Here is a 20,782-nt window from a genome sequence, read left to right on the forward strand (position 1 = left end):
AGGCGGTGGAGAAGACGACGTCGGCGTCGGCCTGGCCGATCTCCTCCGCGCTGACGTAGGCCATGGAGTACTCGTCGTAGGTGAGCTGCGGCAGGGCGAAGCCGACGTCGGTCAGCACGCTGCCGGAGAAGGTCTCCGGCCCGTAGATCCGCGTCTCCTCGGGCAGGAAGCGCACGATCGAGGCGGTCGCGCCCTCGGCGCCGACGGCCTCCGCGACCTCGTCGACCCGCGCGTCGTACCCGGCCAGCGCCTCCTCGCCCTCCTCGGCCCGGTTCAGGGCGTCCGCGGTCGTCGTGAACATCGCCCGCCAGCCCTCCTCGTAGTCGGTGAAGACGGTGGGGGCGATCTGGCTGAGCTGGTCGTAGATCGCCTCGTGGCGGACGCTCGAGGAGAGGATCAGGTCGGGCTCCAGGGTCGCGATGGCCTCGAGGTCGGGCTCCTCGATCGTCCCGACGGTCTCGATCCCCTCGGTCCGGTCACCGAGGTACTCGGGGAAGCCCGTGGCGACGTCGGACTGCACCGAGCCGACCGGGGTGACGTCGAGGGACAGCGCGGTGTCGAGGTGCGGGCTGTCGAGGGTGACGACCCGCTGCGGGTCGGTCGGCACCTCCGTGGTCCCCATGACGTGGTCGACCGACCGGGTCTCCGCCGAGCCGGACTCCTGGGCGGCGGTCTCCTCGGTGTCGCCGGCGGCGGAGCCGCAGGCGCTCAGGGCCATCACGGCGAGGGTGGCGGTGGCGAGCGATCGTAGGCGCACCGGGCGCACTTCCTTTCGGCAGGCGGCGGCACGGGCCGGCCGCTCGATCGAGCAGACTCGGCCCGTGTCCGGGGTGGGACGCGAGCCTGCGGGGCTGCTGATGTGTATTAGGTGAGGCTGACCTTAGTCAAATGCCCCTCGTGGATCCGGCCAGGAGACCGTCCGGGATCGTGCGCGCGCGGCCGCAGGACCGCCCGATGTGCTGGTCGCGGCTGTAGCGCGCGAACACCACGACCATCGTGGGTAGCGAGACGAGCAGGCCCAGGCTGCCGGCGAGCGTGATCTCCGCACCGAACAGCAGCACGATCGTCGGGATCAGCACTTCTCCGCCCGCCACGCCCATGAGCGGGGCGGCCACGCCGATCCGAACCCGGCGAGAGGCCGGCGACCAGGCGGGCCGCTCCGGGAATCTCCGGTGTGCCGACCGTGCCGACCGTGCCGACGTGGCTGGCCAGCAGCGCCGCGGCGATGAGCACGAGCAGCCCGGCCACATTCGCGCACGACTGTCGTGATGTGAGGGCTGACCTGCCCAGTCCAGTCGAGGAGCGGACCGGATTGGGAAGGAGCCGTTCATCCCGAACCTTGATGACACACGGCGTGCGTCATCAGGAATGGATCCGTCGGCGATCCTGAGCCTGACGGGCGGCTCGTCAGAGTCCGGTGTCGTACAACCCGTGGTAGTAGCCCGACAGCCGGTCCTGGAAGCGGGCCGCCCGCATCTCCGCGCGCGTGACGTCCGGCGCGTCCTCGATCTCCTTGCGGGTGCGGTCCACGAAGACGACTCTCTTCTCGGGATCTATCCGTTCCACCGTGAAGGCCGGAAGAATGACCTGGTGGTCCGGGTGCCAGTCACCGGTGTCGACGACCACGTAACTGGCACTCACCTTGTTGGTCGCCCTGTCCACGACACCGATTGACCCATCGCGACCCATCACCTCGAAACCGGAGAGATCCACATCCCCGGCGGAGATGGGCCGAAAGTCGCGAAAATTCCAGACGTCCGCGGTCATCGCCTTTCCTTCCCGTCCGGGATTCTCCTCTCGTGCTCGTGGGTCGACAAGACCTTCCCTCCGCCGATCACGATGCGGCGTGGTGCGAGCAGGCCTCAGCCGTCCGACCGGCGTGGAGGAGCGATGCCCGGCACGCCCGTCCTCCAGATCGGGACGGGTCGACTGACTGCCGGGGGCAGGGGCGGGGGGAGGCCCGTTTCGACCCCGGCCGGCTCGCGGTCCGCCGCAGCGTCGGCGTCGTCAAGGCCGAGCGCGCCGGCCAGCGCCTCGTCGAGGGGCCGACCAAGACGGGCCGGTCCCAGGTCGTCGACCTCGGCGCGGGCACCGTGGCCGCGCTCCGTGCCGACCGGGCAGCTCGTGGACGGCTGGCTCTCGACCTCGTGCGCGACTCGGCGCTCGTGCTCCAACAACCTCGACGGCAGGTACCGGCACCCCGAGCGGTTCTCCCGCCGCTTCGCCGGCCAGGTCGTCCAGGCGCGCAAGGCGCTGGGGGAGGAGCGACTGCCGGTGATCCGGCTGCACGACCTCCCGCACACCCACGCCACCCTGCTGCTCGCCGACGGCGTGCCGGTGAGGTCGTCGCCGAGCGTCTGGGTCACGCCAGCGCCACCATCACGCTCACCGTCTACCAGCACGTCCACCCCGGCATGGGCTGCGAGGCGGCCGACCGCTTCGCGGCGCTGCTCGAGGCTGATTCGAGGCGCGAAGCACCACGCGGGTACCACGAGGGCCACAGAGGCCCCTACAGCAAGACACCCCGGCTCCTGGCCTGCAGGAACACCCGAATGAGGCTGTGTCCGAGGGGCGACACGCCGCATACGCACACGCCTGCTGGACCGGCGTTGCTGCACCGACCGCGGTGCCCGCTGCCGGCCGCCCACGGGTCGGCGTGAGGACGACCGCGACCGCTCGCCGTCAGCCGAGCTGCCGGGAGGAGCCGACCACCCCGAGACTCTGGAGGGGGCGTGATCCTGCTCGCGGACGCTCCTGCAACGAGCTTCCTCCGTCCTGGAGGGGACTTCCACTTCCTCGGCGGGGATCAGTGGGGCACGGCGGGACCCCGGACTCTCGTGGTCACCCGGCGGGGAGTGGTACACGCCGCCGGAGGTGATCAGCCGCGGGACTGGGAAAGGCCCGGCGTTCTGTGTCTCGGAAGGACAGGATCACGCATCCGAGGCGTTCGGGCACTCGACCGGGACGGCGTCGCCGCGACGTACGACTCCGAGTTCGTGGGACCACCGCTCGCTCGAGCAGGGATGCCCGGCATCGGCGCGGATCGTCAGCGCGCCGGGTGCCACCCGAGGCGAGCCTGGATCCGCTCGAGGTGTTCGCGGAGGACCAAGTGGAGAGCGCCGGGCGGCCTGGCGGCGGGTTCGGCCGAACGGTCCGGATCCGCCGTGAGGGCGGCCAGTCGGAGTTCGAGGTCCTCGGCCTCCGCCAGGAGGGAGGCGCGGCGATCGGCGGCGTCCCGGTCCAGCCGCTCCCGGGTCGCGGCCGCCTCGGCGTCCGCCCGCCGCCGTTGCTCCCGGCCGGTGATCAGCATCTGGACGATCTCGTCGCGGGCCCGCAGCCGGGCTGCGGCTGCTTCCGCCACGGCCTGCTGCTGGATGTGTTCTGCGTGCTCGACGGCGCGCTGTTCGATGGCCCGCACCTCCTCGAGCCGCGCCTCCGCCTGCGCGCGGGTGTCCCTGCCGGTCTGCTCGGCCGCGGCGAGGATCCGGCCGGCCTCGATCGTCATCGCCTCGGCCTCGACGGCCGCCTCGGCGATCAGCCGTTCGGCCTCGGCCTCGGCGTCGGCGAGCGCTCGTTCCGCGTGGGCGACCATCCGTTCCGCCTGCGCGGAGGCAGCGGCCCGGTCGGCGTCGCCGTCGGCCCTCATGCTCTCGGCCTCGTCGGCCGCGGCGGCGAGCATCGAACCGATCCGGCGTGACAGCCGGAGCATCTCCCCGCCATCGGGGGAGTGCGAGAGGAGCTGCCGGGCGTCCTCGAGGGCGGCCCGGGTGCGGAGGTACCGTGCCGCGAGGTCCTCGCGCTCGCGATCGGCGCTGGCGAGCTCGTCCTCCGCCCAGCGGACGTAGGTGTCGACCTGAAAGCGGTCGTAGCCGGCCACGGCCCGGCGGAACATCGGGGCGGCCTCGAGGACGGTGGGCAGGTCACCGGAGACGTTCGGCCGCACACGGTCCAGCGGCCCGGTCCCCGCCACCGCCTCGAACAGCGGGCGGGCGGCCCCGTCGTCGGCATGCAGCTCGGCGCTCATCCCACCTGCCTCCCCACGCGATCCGGGTCTGAGGGATGGGGACGCTACGACGCCCCGATCACGTGAGCGGCCGGTCGCCACACGCGGATCACTCGGAGGGGCGACGTCGGCACGCCCCGTCCGGGTGCTGCGGTCAGCCCCGCTCACCCTGCGCGCGTTGCTCCGAAGGGTGACGAGAGAGGCGCTGGGCGTCCTGCAAGCCGCCACGCAGCGCACCCTCGTCCCATGGCGCCCGTCACGACCCCGCCACCTCCAGGCAGCATGACCGTCCCACCGTGGTCCGGCTGGGAGGAGATCCTGACCGCACTGGTGCTCGTGGTCGCCGTGGCCGTCGCTGCGGTCGTGGTCCTGGTGGTCGCGAGAGCCGCGACCGAGCGCTCCGAGTGGCAGGCGTGGCTGGACGGACGGTCGGCCAGGCGCCGGAACCCCGCGGCGGACCATGACGCACGCCCCCCTCGATCCTTGGGAGGGTCTCTGCGCGGCGGTCGACGGGATGCTGACGAACTCGATGGCCCCGCCATCGGGACCGGGGCGCCTCCGTTCGTGGTCGGCCCGGAAGATGAACGATGTCCCGAGACACCTGTGAGGGGTGTCCAGGACATCGCAGGAGTGTCCGAGGGGCGACTTGGTACGTGACCCAACGCGTCCCTCCTCAGCGGCGTCGAGGCGAATCACTCGGGAGTCGCCCGGCTCGCCGTCCAGCACCGCCGCGGGCGTGCCCTGCGGGTGCAGCTTCTCGACGTTCTCGTCCACCTCGCGCGCCCAGGCTCCGTAGCGTCCTGCCCGCACGCCGTCGACTACTCGGGCGAGCCGTCGTCAGGAGGCCCCCGACTCCTCCCTGCCCGCGCACGCGAGATCATGGACACCGCGCCGCCCCGGTGACCACCTGGGCGAGCCCGCAGGCACGGAGGTCGGTGGATGAACACGACGCTCGCCAGGCTGAACGACGCGGTGAACCGGCACGACCCGGAAGCGTTGGCCGCACTGTTCGCCCCTGACTACCGGAGCGAGCAGCCTGTTCATCCCGAGCGCGGATTCGGCGGCTCGGATCAGGTGGCCGCCAACTGGAGACAGATGTTCGGCGGTGTCCCCGACCTGACGGCGGAGCTCCTGGGTGACGCCTTCGATGCGGGGACCTCGTGGTCGGAGTGGCGGTGGCACGGCAGCCACGTGGACGGTCGGCCCTTCCTCATGCGCGGGGTCATCCTCATGGGAGTCGGCGAGGACGGCCTCATCCACTGGGCGCGGCTGTACATGGAGCCGGTCGAGCAGGGTGGGGTCGGTATCGAGGACGCGGTCCGCGGGCTCTCCGGTTCACCGGAGTGACCCGGTCGCGACTCCGGCCAGCGACACGCCTCGGCACTCGTCCGGACTCCCGGGTCCTGCGTCTTCGCTGTGGGTATCGCGAGGGCGACACGCTGGATGAGCACGCATCGGACGACTCGGCCACGCAGTGCCAAGGGCGCTATGCCCCTGGTGGTCGGTAACCGACCTGCTGCGCTCTGCGCATCGCGTCGAGGGTCTCGTCGACGGTGAGCAGCACCGTCGTCTCCAGCGGGCTCAGTGCACCCCCGGCACCGATCGCCAGGGCGACTGCGGCCATGGAGACGTTGTCAGGGGCTTCCCAGAGCGTGTAGCCGTCATGGGGCCCGAACGCGTACCAGAACCCGTGGAGCTTGCCGCCGACCGATTCGATGTAGGAGCGAGCGGCTTCCCGGCGGTCCTCGGGATGGTTGATCAGCCGAGCCCAGGTCTCCGGCGTGTAGCTGAACTTGGTCAGGTAGAGCGGCATCGTCCGGCCCTCTCGTCGACCCGCTGGGCCCCGGGGGCGCCGACACTAGCCCTGAACGACGGCCGGAGGAGTTCGCTGAGCGCGGCAGGAGATGGCGACTCCTCCGGCGGGTGGAGGCCTGCCGGATCGCTGCACCGCACACCAGCGTCGCAACGAGACGACAGCCCAGGGGAAGGAAGCCCACGGTCGGGACCGCGGGCTTCATGTCGACGTGTCCGAGGAGCGAGACGGTAGACACGCACACGCCTGTGAGGTCGCTGTTCGGCCGACTTGCCCGACTCTGGCTGGAGCGCCCCCGTTCGCAGGCGCTCTCACCGAGCCTGGCCGTGCTCTGGTCGAGAGGGGCGACGGGCCGGGAATCATGCGCCCTCGCACGCGTTGACATGAGCGAGGCACCGACCACGAGAATCGATCCGGTCGCCCGACGACGACTTCCCTTGCCGTACTCTCCAGCTCGCCCGGCGGCGGCCCAGGATCCCCGCGAGAGGCCTGCCGAGGCCGGCGTCGATTCTCGGAGATGCGCAGGTCTGCTCGGCGTCGGTAGCACCGGGCCCTCCGCTCGGACGTTCCTCGTCCCGTCTGCGGGGGTGTGCGGCATGCCGCCGCGTCCACCGTGCCCGGTATTCCAGAGGAGGAGTTCGTGGCTCGACCAGGCCAGCGCCAGATGGGCGCTCGCCGTACCGCTCCGCTGAAGCAGCGACGCGTCCGCCACCGCGGCGACGTCGTCTCGGTGCTCGCCGGAACCGTTCGTGAGGTCCAGGCGGCGGTCCAGGGCGGCCGCGTGACGCCTGCCGTGCGCACGAAGTTCCAGGCCGTGGCCCTGCTGCTGCGGGACGAGCGCGCCCGCGTCCGGGCGGTGACCGGCAACGACGGTCACAGGGCCGAGCAGCTCAAGCGCCTGGACGGCATCGCGACCATCCTCGCGACGACCGCCGTCCGGGACGCGGGGCTGCTGGCGCTGCTCGCGGAGGACGCCGTCGTCTCCGACGCGGCGCGGTCGCTCAAGCAGCAGATGCTGCGTGACCTCGGCATCGAGCCGGCGCTCGATGAAATCGCGCCGGCGGAGACCGCGATCGCTCCCGCCGGCACGGACCGGCGGGTCGTGCCGCAGTCGGTGATCTCCCGGCAGCTGGCGAACCCCTTCCTCGCCCCCGACTTCTCCGCCGTTCCGCAGCGCACGCCCCGTCCGCGCCGCCTGACCGGCTGGGAACTGCTCGGCCCGCTGCTGAGCTCGTTCGAGCGCGCCGCTGGGGAAGCCCCGGCGTGCATGGCGCTCCCGGCGCCGACGGCACGGTTCACCCCGGCGGGCCTGAAGCTGATGCCGCACCAGGGGCAGCTGGTCGGCTCGGCCGCTGCCGGCCACCGGACCTTCCTGCTCGCCGACGAGCCGGGGCTGGGCAAGACGGCACAGGCACTGCTCGCCGCGGAGGCGGCGAACGCCTACCCGCTGCTCGTCGTCGTGCCGAACGTCGTCAAGATCAACTGGGCCCGTGAGGCGGCCCGCTGGACGCCGCACCGCTCGACCACCGTGGTGCAGGGCGACGGCGAGACGGTCGACGGCTTCGCCGACATCGTCGTGGTCAATTACGAGGTGCTCGACCGCCACGTGGGCTGGCTCGGAGACTTCGGCTTCCGCGGGATGGTCGTCGACGAGGCGCACTTCATCAAGAACAAGACCTCCCAGCGTTCCCAGCACGTCCTCGAGCTCTCCGACCTGATCCGGACCCGCACCCCGCGGCCCCTGCTGATGGCCCTCACCGGCACCCCGCTGATCAACGACATCGAGGACTTCCGGGCCATCTGGCAGTTCCTCGGCTGGATCGACGACACCAAGCCGCTCGGCGAGCTGATGGACGCCCTGGAGGACACCGGCCTGACGCCTGCCGATCCGGGGTTCTACCCCGCCGCCCGCGGGTGCGTGATCGACTTCGGCATCGTCCGGCGCCGCAAGGTCGACGTGGCCGCCGACATCCCTGCCCGCCGCATCGCCGACCTCCCCGTCGAGCTCGACGGGCCGGCCGGCCGGTCGATCCGGGCGGCGGAGCGGGACCTCGCCCGCCGGATGGTGGCGCGGTACGAGAGCGTGCTCGCGAGCCGTTCCTCCGACGCTGTCGTCGAGGGCATCGACCCCGACCTCGTCCGCCGGGTGGCCAGGTGGGAGCTCAAGGACGCGACCACCGCGCAGGCCGGCGAGAACGTGTTCAGCATGATGCGACGCATCGGCCAGGCGAAGGCCGGACTCGCCGCCGACTACGCGGCGCAGCTGGCCCGGAGCGCGGGCAAGGTCGTCTTCTTCGCCAAGCACGTGGACGTCATGGACGCCGCCGAGAAGACCTTCGCCCGGCAGGGGGTTCGCTTCTCGTCGATCCGTGGTGACCAGACGCCCGCGTCGCGGCAGAAGAACATCGACGCCTTCGTGAACGACCCGGACGTCGCCGTCGCGGTGTGCTCGCTGACCGCGGCCGGCGTGGGCCTGAACCTGCAGGTCGCCTCGAACATCGTGCTCGCCGAGCTCTCCTGGACCGACGCGGAGCAGACCCAGGCCATCGACCGCAGCCACCGCATCGGGCAGACCGAGCCGGTCACCGCGTGGCGGGTCATCGCCGCGCAGACCATCGACGCCCGGATCGCCGAGCTGATCGACAGCAAGGCGGGGCTCGCCGCCCGGGCGCTGGACGGGTCGGACGAGCAGGTCGCCTCGTCGGCCGACGTGCAGCTCGAGGCGCTCGTCGCGTTGCTGACGGATGCCCTGCGGGCGGCTCCCGGACCTGGAGACGCCCCGGGCTCCTGACCGTCGGGGATCCCGGGGCGAGGCTGTGTCCGAGGGGGACTCGGACGCTCAGAGGTGGGAGCCGTCCCACCCTTCGGGCGCGAGGCACCCCGATCGGGGACGCCGGATCCGGCCGAGCACAGGCCCCGACGAGCGGGACGACAGCTGTCACGTCATGTCCACCGCGATCTTCAGCTGCCCCGGCCGCGGCATGATCGCGGCGCTGAAGGCCGCCTGCACGTCGGCCACGGCGTGCACGTGGCTGACGTAGCAGTCCCGCAGGCCGGCGTGTGCAGCCAGGTACGTGCCGGCGTCCGCCAGCACCCGGCGCCGCTCCAGGGTGATGCCCGAGCGCAAGGTCAGGTTCTTGCGCAGGAAGGTCATCATGTCGAAGGGGTAGATCGGGTCGTCCGGGACGCCGAAGTAGAAGACCTGACCGCCGGGCGCCACGGCGTCCAGTGCCGGCTGCAACGTCGAGACCTGGTGGCCCACCGCCTCCACGACCACGGACGGCCGGTCGGCGTCGGACAGCGAGCCCGCCCACCGCTCGGCCCGGGCGGTGACCATCTCGTCGACGCCGAAGGCGGACGCGACGTCGCCGCGGTCCACCGGGTCCACGCCGGTCACCCGCGCCGCGCCGCGGGCCTTGAGGACGTGGCTGAACAGCAGCCCGATCGGGCCCTGCCCGATCACCCCGACCGTCTGCCCCGAGACGTCACCGAGCTGCTCGACGGCGTAGAGCACGCAGGCCAGGGGCTGCAGCATGACCGCCGTGGTGGCCGGCAGGCCGGTGTCGTAGCGGGCGAGGCCGTCGCCGTCGGTGACCACGAGCTCGGCGATGCCGTCGAACATCGAGGCCCAGCCCACGACGAGGTCGCCAGGGGAGTGGTCGGGATGCCTGCTGGCGACGATCTCCCCGACGATCTCGTGCATCGGGAAGCCCGGCGCTCGCGTGGCCCCCCAGCCGTCCTCGGCGGCCGGGTGCGGCCATACGCCACCGCGGAAGTTGGGCAGGTCGCTGCCGCAGATGGCGCCGGCGCGGGTTGCCAACAGCACGTGTCGGGGCGGCAGGGCAGCGGGGTCGGGGGCCTCGACCTCGACCTGCTCGAAGCGGAAGGGACCGCTGAGCGTCTGTGCCCACATGGGTGTGCTCCGTCCTGCTCGGCGTATCTGCACCGGGACGGTGCCGGCAGCGATGGCGTCGATGGCAGCCCTGGTGACCGGACCGCCGGTCGGTCCCCCAGCCTGCCGGATCTCCTGCTCGGCCTCGGCATCGCACGGCTCCCCGTGCTCGTCCCGTCCGGCCCGGGCGCTGCCGAGCCGACGGGACCACCTCCGTCGACCACCCGCCTGGAGCAGGTGCGGCCGCGGCCGTGACCAGGGCTCGTAGACGAAAGGCCCCGCGGTCGGTGACCGCGGGGCCTGCCATCCGGTGTCCGAGGGGAGACTCGCTACGTCCGCACACGCGTGAGCCGCGCCAGCGACCCGCCAGGGGTTCCAGCGGGGGCGGATCACGTGAGCGGACGGTCGGCGCACCGGACGTAGGCGTCGTGCCAGGGACGGAGCCGTTCGTATACCGCGCTCGCGGCGAGCACGTCGGCGTCGCCGTAGTGACGGCCGATCAGCTGCATGCCGACCGGGAGCCCGTCGACGTCCCCCGCGGGAACCGAAGCGGCTGGATGGCCCGAGAAGTTGACGACATAGGTGAGGCACCAGCCGATGAGCGGGTCGACGTCCACGCCCTGGATGTTCCTCGGGCCCACGGTGTTGCCGTCCTCGGCGTTGTCGACGGGCAGCGCGGCGAGGGTCGGGGTGACCAACAGGTCATGGGAGCGCAGCACCTGCTGGATCCGGTCGTAGACGTGCGTGCGCATCCGCTGGTCGCGGAGCACGTCGAGCGCACTCAGCCGGTAGCCCTCGTCTATCCAGCGGAGGTACTCCGGAGGGAAGTCGTCCCGGTGTTCGCCGAGCAGGTCGGGGCCCTGCGTGCTGAGTCCCTCGAGGCCCTCGATGTTGAGCGGCACGATCAGACGGCACCACAGGTCGCTGAGCTCGCGCTGGTCGTAGTCGAACGTGAGCTCGACGTGCTCCACGGCGGCGCCGGCATCCTCGAGAGCCCGCACCGCTCGCTCCACGACGGCGGTGACCCGGGGGTCGACCGGGTACACCCCGAAGTCGGGGCTGTAGGCGATCCGCCAGCCGCTGATCGACCGGCGCGTGGCTCCCGCGAAGGAGGCGGGATCGTCGAGGGCGAAGGGGTCCCGGTCGTCGTAACCGGCGAGCACGTCGAGGGCGAGGGCGGCGTCGTCCACGGTGCGCGTCAACGCCCCCTCGAACAGGAACGGGTTGATCGAGCCGAAGGCGTTCGGCCGCGCTGTGTAGGGCACGCGGCCGAAGGAGGCCTTGTAGCCGTACAGGCCGCACCAGGAGGCGGGGATGCGGATGGAGCCACCGCCGTCGGTGCCCTCGGCCAGAGGCAGCAACCCGTCCGCGACGGCGGCTGCGCTCCCGCCGGAGGAGCCGCCGGTGTTCTTGGTCGTGTCGAAGGGATTGCGGGACGGGCCGAACAGGTAGTTGTCGCACGTGCCGCGAAAACCCATGACGGGGCTGTTGGTCTTGCCGACGAGAACGGCCCCGGCGGCCTCCATCCGCTCCGCGTACGTGCAGTAGGCGGGGACGCTGAAGCTCCTCAGCGCACGTATCCCGCCGAACGTCGCAGGCCACCCGGGCCTGAAGTCGAACAGGTCCTTGATCGCGGTCGGGACCCCGTGCAGCGGGCCGAGCGCCTCGCCGGACGTCAAGGCCCGCTCGGCCCTCCGCGCCTGCTCACGAGCCTCGTCGAACGCGGTGAAGACGAGTGCGTTCAGGCTCGGGTTCCGCGCCTCGATGCGGGCGATGACCGCGTCGACGACCTCGACGGGGGAGAGGTCACGGCGTCGGATGCGGGCGGCCAGTTCGGTGGCGGTGGCGTAGGCCAGCTCGTCGGACATCGTCGTCCGCCCCTTCCTCCGAGCACGTCGAGTGGCCGGAGTCTGCCGAGCCTCGCCCGCCGCGACGAGGTCGGGGAACCGCCGCTCCACGCGGCACGAGCCGTCGGCCCACCGTCGAGCGGACGCCCGCGCTCTCCACCCGCCGAAGACCGGCCCCGGACAGGACCGGACCTCCACCGGATCCGGGACCGGTGGCCCCCGCTGCGCCGCGCGGCCCGGACGAGCCGCCGGCGCAATCCTCGAGGGAGGCTTCGGAGATCGAACGGGATGGCGCCATCACGGTCCGCCACCGGCGATCCCGGCCCTCCCGCGCCGACGTCCGTTGTCCGACGGAGCGGTGGGGGTGATCCTGATCCATGGCGTCGAATCCGTCGTACGAACAGTCGAAGCGGCTCGCCGAAGCCAGCCGCGAGACTGCGTGGATCAAGCCGTCATTCGGCAAGGAACTCTTCCTCGGCAATTTCCGCCTCGACCTGATCCACCCGCAGCCGGAACTCGATCCGGCCGCGGTCAGGAAGGGTGAGGCGTTCCTCGAGCGCCTCCGCACGTTCCTCACCGAGCGCGTCGACCGGCAGCAGATCGAGCGCGAGGCCAAGATCCCCCGGGACGTCGTCCAGGGCCTCGAGGACCTCGGCGCTCTCGGCATGAAGATCCCCGAGGAGTACGGCGGGCTCGGGCTGAGCCAGGTCTACTACAACAAGGCGCTGGCGATGGCCGGCACGTGGCACTCGTCGATCTCGACGCTGCTGTCGGCGCACCAGTCGATCGGCCTGCCCGAGCCGCTGCGCCTCTTCGGCTCCGAGGAGCAGAAGCGCGAGTGGCTGCCCAGGCTCGCCACGGACCACATCTCGGCGTTCCTGCTCACGGAGCCGGACGTGGGCTCGGACCCGGCGCGCATGAGCACGACCGCGGTCCCGACCGGGGACGGCACGGGGTACCGGATCAGCGGCACGAAGCTGTGGGCGACCAACGGCGCGATCGCCGACGTCGTGGTGGTCATGGCCGTCGTCCCGAAGTCACCGGGTCACCCGGGCGGCATCACCGCCTTCATCTGCCCGTGCGACCGCGAGGGCATCACGATCGAGCACCGCAACGAGTTCATGGGGCTCAGGGGCATCGAGAACTCGGTGACCCGCTTCGACGACGTCTTCGTCCCGAACTCGGACATCATCGGTGGCGAGGGCAAGGGTCTGCGGATCGCGCTCACCACGCTCAACACCGGCCGACTGTCGCTGCCGGCGTTCTGCCTGTCGACGGTCAAGTACTCGCTCAAGATCGCGCGCGAGTGGGCGGCCGAGCGCACGCAGTGGGGCCAGCCCATCGGCCAGCACGACCCCATCGCACAGAAGCTCGCCTGGCTGGCGGGCACGGCGTTCGGCCTCGAGGCGATGCTCGACGTGTCGAGTCGCCTGGCCGATGACGAGCGCAATGACATCCGCATCGAGGCCGCGCTGGCGAAGCTGTACGGGTCGGAGCTCGGCTGGACCGCCGTCGACGAGATGGTCCAGATCCGCGGCGGCCGCGCCTACGAGACCGCCGAGTCGCTCGCCCGGCGCGGTGAGAAGCCGGTGCCCGCCGAGCAGATGCTGCGCGACATGCGCATCAACCGCATCTTCGAGGGCTCGACGGAGATCATGCACCTGCTGATCGCCCGTGAGGCCGTCGACCAGCACCTGAAGGTCGCGGGCGACGTGGTGCTCGGCGACTCCGGCCTGGCCGACAAGGCGAAGGCGGCCGCGAAGGCCGGCGCGTTCTACGCCACGTGGTTCCCGACGCTGACGACGGGCGCCGGCCAGCGTCCGGGCTCCTTCTCGGAGTTCGGCGACCTGGCCAAGCACCTGCGCTACGTCGAGCGCCACTCGCGCAAGCTCGCGCGCTCGATCTTCTACGCGATGGGCCGCTACCAGGCGCGCCTCGAGCAGAAGGGCCATCTGCTCGGCCGGATCGTCGACATCGGCGCGGAGCTCTACGCGATGGCGTGCGCCTGCGTCTACGCGGACACCATCGCTCGCGAGCACCCCGAACGCGGGCAGGAGGCCGTCGAGCTGGCCGACCTGTTCTGCGGCCAGGCCCGGCGTCGGGCCGACCGGCTGTTCACGGAGCTGTGGGCCAACGACGACGCGGCGCAGTACGAGGTGGCGCAGCAGGTGCTGAGTGGCCGCTATGAATGGTTCGAGCAGGACGTGCTCGACCCGGCGGGCGATGGCCCGATGATGCCGACGCACACGACGCCGGCGGCCGAGCAGTCCGAGGACTCGCAAGCCGCGGCCGCGCCCATGGTGCAGGCCACGGTCGCCCGGTAGGACACCGGTGCGGCACCCGGCTTCGCTCCCAGGCACGGTGATCGGCGTTCGAGCCGTGCGGCGGCAGCGCCGACACACCCTCATGACGACTGAACCCCCACGGCCGCGGAGCCGTGGGGGTTCATGTCGGTGTCCGAGGGGCGACTTGCTACATGCGCACACGCCTCGACCTCTACTGCGGGACCGCTACGCCCGGACGCTCAGGAACTCATCCCAGAGCGCGGATCTCGGCGGACCGGGATGGGGACACGCGGTGCGGACACCTTGGCCGACGTCCGTGGCGCCGCTCGTGCTCGGGGCGCGGGGACCCACCACCTGTCGGAAGAGTCACGCCGCTGTGGGCGGGCGCCGGAGGCGGCGCGACGAGCGGTCACTGAGCCCGCAGCTCAAACCGGAGGCAGCCTCCTTCGTGGCATCGGAGGACGGTCGGCGCTCCTGCCTCGTGGTGTTCGACATGGCCGACTCCTCGCAGATCCCGGTCATCTCCGAGCCTTGTTCCCCACCGGGAAGGTGCGCGTGACGCTCACGCCCTGCATGAACCTCGACGACCTTCAGCAGGGCCTCTCCCAGCCCCCGGCCGACATGACCTCGACCGGGACCTGACCGAGGCCACGTTGATGCCACTCCGGCATCGGCGAGACGACGGCAGGGTCCCGCGGATGCCTACCGCCCCCACCACCCCTGACCCCGATCGTCTGTCCCTGCCCCTGGAGGTCGCCATGACCCCCAGGCGCCGTCTGCTCCGTGCCGCCATCGCCGCTGCCGCCGTCGGAGCGGTCGGCTCCCTGATCACGTCGATGGTGAAGGCGGTCGCCAGCTGGGTCGCTGGGGGTGTCTTGCACGGCTGTGTCGGGACCGCGTCCTCCACGGGCCTCCGGTAGCGGTCACGCGGCGGTGAGGTCGGCAAGGATCTCGGGGGCACGGGTGAACCCCAGGAGGTGGCCGGTGCCCGGCAGGCACCGCAGGTCCGCGGTGGGCATCACCGCAGCGAGCAGTCGGGCGCCCGGCAGCGGAGCCTGCCAGTCGGCGCGGCCGTGCCAGAGCCTGACCGGTCGCGGTACGTCCGCGACGGGGAACCCCCAGGGTCGCCGAAGCAGCGCGCGGTCATAGGCGGCAGGCCGCCAGCCCTGCCGAAGTCCCTCCGCGAAGGTCTCGTCCACTGTCCTCCTCACCTGGGGGCGGTCGAGGAGAGCACGATCGGGCGGGCCGAGCCGTACGTGGAGGTAGGACGCCATCAGCGGCGGCCACAGCGCGACCGGACCCATCAGTGGCAGCGACACCGCTGTCGAGACCGGGCCGGGGCGCAGGAGGAACGAGCGGAGGGCGGACGGAACGGGTGGCCAGGGCCGCGGGAGGTCCGGTGGGGGACTCACCCCGACCGCCGCGACCCGGCGGACCCGATCCGGGAGGGCACGGGCCAGGGCGAACGCGTAGGGCGCCCCGGCGGACAGCGCCAGCAGCCGGACCTCCTCGAGGTGCAGCGCGTCGAGGACCTGCTCGACGTCCGCCGGCCAGTCGACGATCCGCCGTCCCGGGGCGGGTCGAAGTGGCCGAAGCCGGGTCGGTCGATCCCGATCAGCCGCACGCCGAGGCGCCGGTAGCCGTCGCCGTCCGGGAAGTAGCGCTCCCGCCGGCTGCTCGGTGCGCCGTGGCAGTTGACGACGGGTACGCCGTCCGGGTCACCGAACTCCGCGTACGCCACCTGACGTCCGTCGACGAGCCGGACGCTGCCCTCTCGGTACGGGTTTCCCACCCGACGCCCCTACCCCGCCCGTTCGGCCGCAGTCGGGCGGCGCCTCCCCCTGCTGACGACGGCGACCCGCTGCCTGCTGAGCGACGGCACCCGGCAGGCAACGGGTCGGGCGCCGCCGAGAGCCGGTCGCGTCAGACCTGCCCCTCGTTGTGCGGCTCGATGCTCCCGGAGGAATCCACGCCCTCGTCGGCGGCCGGCTGCACAGGGCCCTCGCCCGGCTGCGAGCCGCTGCCCGCTGCGGTGTTGCGAGAGGACCGCTCCGGGTCGGTCACGTCCGTGGTCGTCGGGGCCTGCCCGATGCGCTTGGCGGCGTCGCCGGTTCCGGTTTCCTCGAGCTCGGGTTCGCTCACGTCTCCTCCAGCCGACTCGGTATGGGTGAACGGCCGACTCCTACCCCGCGGGGCGCACCCATGCACCGGCCGGGGCGTGTCCGGATGAGTGTCCGTGGACAGGATGACGGGCTACTCACCGTCGGGCAGCCCGCCGCCCGGCCTCAGCGGCCGCAGGTCGGCTCAGGGCATCGGCATCCCGCCGGTCACGCCGATCCGTTCACCGGTGATGTAGCTGGATTCCTGCGCGGCCAGGAAGACGTAGGCCGGGGCCAGCTCGGCGGGTTGCCCGGCGCGGCCGATGGGTGTCTCCGCGCCGAAGGAGCCCACCTGTTCGGCCGGCATGGTCGCCGGGATCAGCGGCGTCCAGATGGGTCCCGGCGCGACGGTGTTGACCCGGATCCCCTTCGGCGCGAGTTCCTGGGAGAGGCCCTTGGTGAAGGTCACCAGCGCACCCTTGGTGGAGGCGTAGTCCAGCAGGGAGGGGGAGGGCTGGTAGGCCTGGATCGAGGTGGTGATGATGATGCTGGAGCCGGGCTGCATGTGCCGGACGGCGGCCTTGCACAGCCAGAACGTGGCGAAGACGTTCGTGTGGTAAGTCCGCAGCAGCTGCTCGGTGCTGAGGGCCTCGATCCCCTCGATCGACATCTGGTAGGCCGCGTTGCTCACCAGCACGTCCAGACCGCCGAGCTCGGAGACCGTGCGCTCGACCAGGTCCTGGCAGAAGGCCTCGTCCCGGACGTCGCCGGGCGCGGTCACGGCGGTGCGGCCGCCGTCCCGGACCACGCGGGCAGTCACCTGCGCGTCGTCCTCCTCCTCGGGCAGGTATGAGATCAGGACGTCGGCGCCCTCCCGGGCGTAGGCCAGCGCCACCGCACGGCCGATCCCGGAGTCCCCGCCGGTGATGAGCGCCCGCTTGCCCTCCAGCCGGCCGCTGCCCCGGTAGGTCGACTCGCCGTAGTCCGGCTCGAGGTCCATGTCGGACTCCAGACCGGGGTGCTCGAGCTGCTGCTCGGGCAGTGCGTCCGGTCCGACGTACTGGGAGGTCGGGTCCTGCGGGGAGAACTGGTCCTGACTCATGAGGCTCCTTCGCCGAGTGCTGCCGCCGGCTCCTACCCAGCGGCCGGACGGGCAGACCTCGGGGCTCCCACGGACGTCGCCGGACCACTGTTCTCCACCGCACATCTGGTCGACACGCCGATCACTCCCGAGCCGCCGGGTATCGCGCGGGGATGCCGCAGCCAGTGTTGAAGCCCGTGCGTGAACAGGTCGTCGTCGTGATGGGGGCATCGAGTGGGATCGGTCGCGCCACCGCGGCGCGGTTCGCCGAGCAGGGGGCCAAGGTGGTCGTGGCCGCTCGCGGAGAGGCCGGCCTCCGGTCGTTGGTCGAGGAGATCCGGGCCGCGGGAGGGGACGCGTGCGCCGAGGTCGCAGACGTCACCGATCCCGCCCAGGTGCAGCGGGTGGCCCGGCGCGCCGTGACCGAGTACGGCGGGCTGGACACGTGGGTGCACGCGGCTGCGGTCCTGCTGGTCGCCCCGTTCGAGCAGACGACGCCGGAGGAGTTCCAGCGCGTCATCGACGTGAACCTCATGGGCCAGGTCCACGGCGCCATGGCCGCTCTCCCGCACCTCAAGCGGCAGGGCGGTGCGCTCATCCACATCTCGTCGATGGGGGCCAAGCGGGGCGTGCCTCTGCAGACCGCCTACTGCGCGTCCAAGCACGGCCTGGACGGGTTCCTCGAGACGCTGCGGACGGAGGTGCGACGCGAGGACCTGCCGGTCAGCGTCACCAACGTCATGCCGGCGACGATCAACACGCCGTTGTTCGACCAGGCCCGGACGAAGATCGGGGTCAAGCCCGTGGCGCCGCCGCCGATCTACCAGCCGGACGTGATGGTGGACGCCGTCCTGTACGCCGCGGAGCACCCCGTCCGGGACCTGGTCGTCGGCGGATCGGCGAAGGCGCTGATCCTCGGTGAGAAGCTCGCACCGCGCGTAATGGACGCGCTCATGGCCCGCTTCGGTTTCGAGGCCCACGACACCGGTGAGCCGAAGCCGGCCGACGCGCCCGACAACCTCTTCGCCCCGCTGGACGCCTACAACACCGCCCGGGACGGGTTCGACGGCAGTGCCTGGCCGCGGAGCCTCTACACCTTCCTCCGACGACAGCCGCTGGTGAACCGGATCCCGCTGGCGGCCGAGGCACTCGCGGTGGCCGGGTTCGTCCTCAAGCCGTTGATCCGGTGACCCGCGCGGCCCGGGCGGACACCGCGGTGACCTCCGGGCTCACCGATGACCGGCAGCCTCCGCGGCCTCCTCCACGAGGGCGACCACACGCTGCGGGACGTCGGCGATGCCGCTGTGACCGGCGAAGGGGAGCAGGCGGAACCGGGCCCCGGGTACCACGACCGCCAACCACGCGGCCTGGCTGAGCGAGAGGACGTCGTGGGTGCCCTGGGCGATGCGGACCGGACAGCCGACCGTCCGTAGTCGATCGTGGCCTCGGGCAGGACGGCGTGGCGCAGGAGCCGCCAGAAGTCCTGCGCCTCCGCGAACTCGCGGACGAGCGCCGCTGCCTCCCCGGGCGGCGTGCGCCATCCCCTCGCTCGCAGGAGGGCCAACGCGGCCGTGCGCGGGGCGGCCCCGCCCATCAGCCGGTCGGCGACCGGGGCCAGAGCGCTGAAGCCCAGACGGGCGGACACGAGCACGGCTGCCTGGTACGCCCGCTCCGGCGGGGTCAGCGGCCCGGTGGGCGCGATGGCGACCACCGATCGCGCCCGCTGCCGCCGGGCCAGCTCCAGGCCGATCCGGCCGCCGAGGGAGACCCCCAGCACGTGAGCCACGGTGACACCCTGCCGATCGAGCTCCTCTTCCACGGCGTCGGCCAGCGCGGCGACGTCCGGCCGGAGCGAGGCGGGAAGAGCGGAGGACTGCCCCTGACCGGGGAGATCGACGGCCAGTACGTCGAAACGCCGGGCCAGCTCCGGCACCACCGCCTCGAACTCCTCCAGGGGGCTGGCGAAGCCCGGCAGGAGCAACAGCGCCGGTCCGGTCCCCTCCCGGTGGGTGTTCAGTGTGGGAACCCCTGCCACCCGTCTCATTCGGCGCATCCAACGCAACCCCGGCGTTCCGTGCGCGGACCGGCGTTCGTGGCAGCGCCGATCCGAGGCCGTCAGCAGTGGGAACGGGAGCCCGGCCGCGGGACGACGTCGCGCGGTCTGTGTGCGCTGGAGCGCCCGAGGGGGGACTCGGGCACCGCGAAGTGGGCGCCGTCCCACCGGAGCGTCCCAGGGTGCGTGAGGAGCGCGGTGCGCCTGGCTGCACTGCCTGTTCGGAAGGTCGATCCCCGGGAAGTCGATGCCGACGACCGCCGGGGTGAGCGGGATGATCGGCGTGGCCGCGGCCGCGGCGAACGCCCTCGCGGCCTGATCGGCGGCATCCTCTGCCCGGACCGGACTCCGGGGAAGGCGGCCGTGGCGGCCGCCGCCGGGTCAGTGGCTGAGGGTCCCGCGGCGTGACTCCAGCGTCGGTGGCACGAGGCGCTCGGCCAGCAGCCCGGTGGTGAGCGAGTAGATCGCCTTGTGCGCGACGTCCCAGGCCTGCTCCCGGACGGGCCAGGTCCGGGGCGGCGCGCCACAACCCGAGCTGTTCTCCATCGTCTGATCGAAAGCCAGCCGCACCACCGTGTGCGTGAGGTGGGCTCGAGGCCCGCGCAGCCCGACGGCGGCCCACACACCGCGTAGCGCGCCGAGGAGGGCGCCGGTTCCCCAGTGCATCGCGTGGTTCCACAGCACGGGCCGGTCGTCGTCGCCGGGGTGGCCGCCGAGGAGAGTCATCAGGGTTCGGCCGGGAACGTAGGAGTTCGGCCGGTGGGTGACCGCCTGCTCCAGCTTCTCCGCCGCGGTCATCACCGCCACGCCGAGAAGACCGGCTGCCCCACCCCGTAGTGCCGCCCGGCCGATCGCCCGCGGGCGGTGGTCACTGTGCACGATGCCTCCACAGGTCGTCGCCGTCGGGCTGTTGTCCGCGACCTGACCCCTACCCCTCCAGCGGGGATCGACCCGTCGGCCGCCGGCGACCGCTCCGAGCGGCCGACGCCCGCCTGCGCCCTGCGGGGGACCGCACGCCCCGTCCCCCGCCACCGAAGAACCCGCGGGCGCTCGAGGTGATGACCGACCATCGTGTTGGATGCCACGCCCAGACGGACAGCGACTACTCGCGGACGACCCACACCCCGGCCCGTCCCGAGCGGGCGGCGTCCTCGCCGACGCCCTCCGCGAGCACGTCGCAGATCAGCCCGATGAGCGCCGGCTGAGGGCTCCCTCGATCGCGGTGCGGAGGTCGTCGACTCCTGCGCCTGTGACGGCCGAGACCGGTACCGCGGTCGGATGGGCGCTGCGCAGCGCCGTGACCCAGCCCGGTGGTGCCACGTCGATCTCGTTCAGCGCGAGCAGCTCGGCGTCCGGAAGCGTTGATGACCGCCGCGAACACCTGTCCCCGCATGGGAGGGAAGGGGAGCGGTTCGGACGACGCAGTAGGGGTGGACGGCTCAGAGGCCGCCGGGACGGGGGGCGGAGAACCTCATGCGGTTTCCTTCGGCTCGTGTTCAGCGTGTCTTTACGACCGCTTGGACACGAACCGACCCGAAGGAGTGTCCGAGGGGCGACTTGCTACATACGCACACGCTTCGGGCCCGTGGTCCGGTGAACGGCTGTCGGGCGCCCACAGCACCCCGTCACCTGTCGGGAGTCGCCCCCTTGTCCCGGACCGCGGACCACTCGACGATGTATTTCCGAACAGTGGACGAAAACGAGTTGCC

At 72.0% G+C, this 20,782-nt stretch carries 16 protein-coding genes; 4 read left to right on the top strand and 12 right to left on the bottom strand.

Annotation, left to right across the window (positions count from 1 at the left end; genetic code table 11):
• The 4 genes from CNO22_RS16885 to CNO22_RS16905 form a co-directional block, all read right to left on the bottom strand.
• Nucleotides 1–757: ABC transporter substrate-binding protein (locus CNO22_RS16885; RefSeq protein WP_100500469.1), on the bottom strand; the 757-nt coding region annotated here is incomplete at its 3' end.
• Nucleotides 758–884: 127 nt separating this feature from the next.
• A complete protein-coding gene (locus tag CNO22_RS16890; RefSeq protein WP_198588394.1) occupies nucleotides 885–1,115 on the bottom strand; it encodes a hypothetical protein in 231 nt (76 codons plus the stop codon).
• A gap of 292 nt (nucleotides 1,116–1,407) precedes the next feature.
• On the bottom strand, nucleotides 1,408–1,767 hold the full coding sequence (locus CNO22_RS16895) for a hypothetical protein (protein ID WP_100500470.1): 360 nt from the start codon (nucleotides 1,765–1,767) through the stop codon (nucleotides 1,408–1,410).
• A gap of 1,279 nt (nucleotides 1,768–3,046) precedes the next feature.
• A complete protein-coding gene (locus tag CNO22_RS16905; protein WP_100500472.1) occupies nucleotides 3,047–4,024 on the bottom strand; it encodes a hypothetical protein in 978 nt (325 codons plus the stop codon).
• Nucleotides 4,025–4,942: 918 nt separating this feature from the next.
• On the opposite strand from CNO22_RS16905, the gene CNO22_RS16910 reads away from it, so the two are divergent.
• A complete protein-coding gene (locus tag CNO22_RS16910; protein WP_100500473.1) occupies nucleotides 4,943–5,350 on the top strand; it encodes a nuclear transport factor 2 family protein in 408 nt (135 codons plus the stop codon).
• 139 nt (nucleotides 5,351–5,489) lie between these two features.
• Here the strand turns inward: CNO22_RS16910 and CNO22_RS16915 are convergent, their stop codons facing one another.
• Entirely contained in the window at nucleotides 5,490–5,816 is a 327-nt protein-coding gene (locus CNO22_RS16915; protein WP_100500474.1) for a GYD domain-containing protein, read from the bottom strand.
• A gap of 640 nt (nucleotides 5,817–6,456) precedes the next feature.
• On the opposite strand from CNO22_RS16915, the gene CNO22_RS16920 reads away from it, so the two are divergent.
• The gene (locus CNO22_RS16920) at nucleotides 6,457–8,607 is read left to right on the top strand and encodes a DEAD/DEAH box helicase (protein ID WP_100500475.1); all 2,151 of its coding nucleotides are present in this window, start codon (nucleotides 6,457–6,459) and stop codon (nucleotides 8,605–8,607) included.
• A gap of 147 nt (nucleotides 8,608–8,754) precedes the next feature.
• On the opposite strand, the gene CNO22_RS16925 is transcribed toward CNO22_RS16920, so the two are convergent.
• Complete coding sequence (locus CNO22_RS16925; RefSeq protein ID WP_100500476.1) at nucleotides 8,755–9,729, bottom strand: zinc-binding dehydrogenase; 975 nt, start codon at nucleotides 9,727–9,729, stop codon at nucleotides 8,755–8,757.
• 368 nt (nucleotides 9,730–10,097) lie between these two features.
• Nucleotides 10,098–11,576: an amidase gene (locus tag CNO22_RS16930; RefSeq protein WP_100500477.1), complete on the bottom strand. Its 1,479-nt coding sequence runs from the start codon at nucleotides 11,574–11,576 to the stop codon at nucleotides 10,098–10,100.
• Nucleotides 11,577–11,932: 356 nt separating this feature from the next.
• On the opposite strand from CNO22_RS16930, the gene CNO22_RS16935 reads away from it, so the two are divergent.
• Nucleotides 11,933–13,879, top strand: coding sequence for an acyl-CoA dehydrogenase family protein (locus CNO22_RS16935; protein ID WP_100500478.1), 1,947 nt, complete (start codon nucleotides 11,933–11,935; stop codon nucleotides 13,877–13,879).
• Between the two features lie 884 nt (nucleotides 13,880–14,763).
• On the opposite strand, the gene CNO22_RS16945 is transcribed toward CNO22_RS16935, so the two are convergent.
• The 3 genes from CNO22_RS16945 to CNO22_RS16955 form a co-directional block, all read right to left on the bottom strand.
• Nucleotides 14,764–15,039 carry an alpha/beta fold hydrolase gene (locus CNO22_RS16945; RefSeq protein WP_100500480.1) on the bottom strand — a complete coding sequence of 92 codons (276 nt, stop codon included), beginning with the start codon at nucleotides 15,037–15,039 and terminating at the stop codon, nucleotides 14,764–14,766.
• A 724-nt stretch (nucleotides 15,040–15,763) separates the two neighbouring features.
• Nucleotides 15,764–15,982, bottom strand: coding sequence for a hypothetical protein (locus CNO22_RS16950; protein WP_100500481.1), 219 nt, complete (start codon nucleotides 15,980–15,982; stop codon nucleotides 15,764–15,766).
• Nucleotides 15,983–16,144: 162 nt separating this feature from the next.
• Nucleotides 16,145–17,041, bottom strand: a complete 897-nt coding sequence (locus CNO22_RS16955) for an SDR family oxidoreductase (protein WP_100500482.1) — start codon at nucleotides 17,039–17,041, stop codon at nucleotides 16,145–16,147.
• Between the two features lie 176 nt (nucleotides 17,042–17,217).
• Here CNO22_RS16955 and CNO22_RS16960 point away from each other — a divergent pair, with 176 nt between their 5' ends.
• The gene (locus CNO22_RS16960; RefSeq protein WP_198588395.1) at nucleotides 17,218–18,210 is read left to right on the top strand and encodes an SDR family oxidoreductase; all 993 of its coding nucleotides are present in this window, start codon (nucleotides 17,218–17,220) and stop codon (nucleotides 18,208–18,210) included.
• On the opposite strand, the gene CNO22_RS30155 is transcribed toward CNO22_RS16960, so the two are convergent.
• Both CNO22_RS30155 and CNO22_RS16970 read right to left on the bottom strand, forming a co-directional pair.
• Nucleotides 18,111–19,073 carry an alpha/beta fold hydrolase gene (locus tag CNO22_RS30155; protein ID WP_100500484.1) on the bottom strand — a complete coding sequence of 321 codons (963 nt, stop codon included), beginning with the start codon at nucleotides 19,071–19,073 and terminating at the stop codon, nucleotides 18,111–18,113. The two genes, CNO22_RS16960 and CNO22_RS30155, sit on opposite strands and share 100 nt — an antisense overlap.
• A 381-nt stretch (nucleotides 19,074–19,454) precedes the next feature.
• Nucleotides 19,455–19,952, bottom strand: coding sequence for a hypothetical protein (locus CNO22_RS16970; RefSeq protein ID WP_232807106.1), 498 nt, complete (start codon nucleotides 19,950–19,952; stop codon nucleotides 19,455–19,457).
• Between the last annotated feature and the right edge of the window lie 830 nt (nucleotides 19,953–20,782).

This window comes from Geodermatophilus chilensis, from assembly GCF_002802985.1.
Lineage (GTDB): Bacteria > Actinomycetota > Actinomycetes > Mycobacteriales > Geodermatophilaceae > Geodermatophilus > Geodermatophilus chilensis.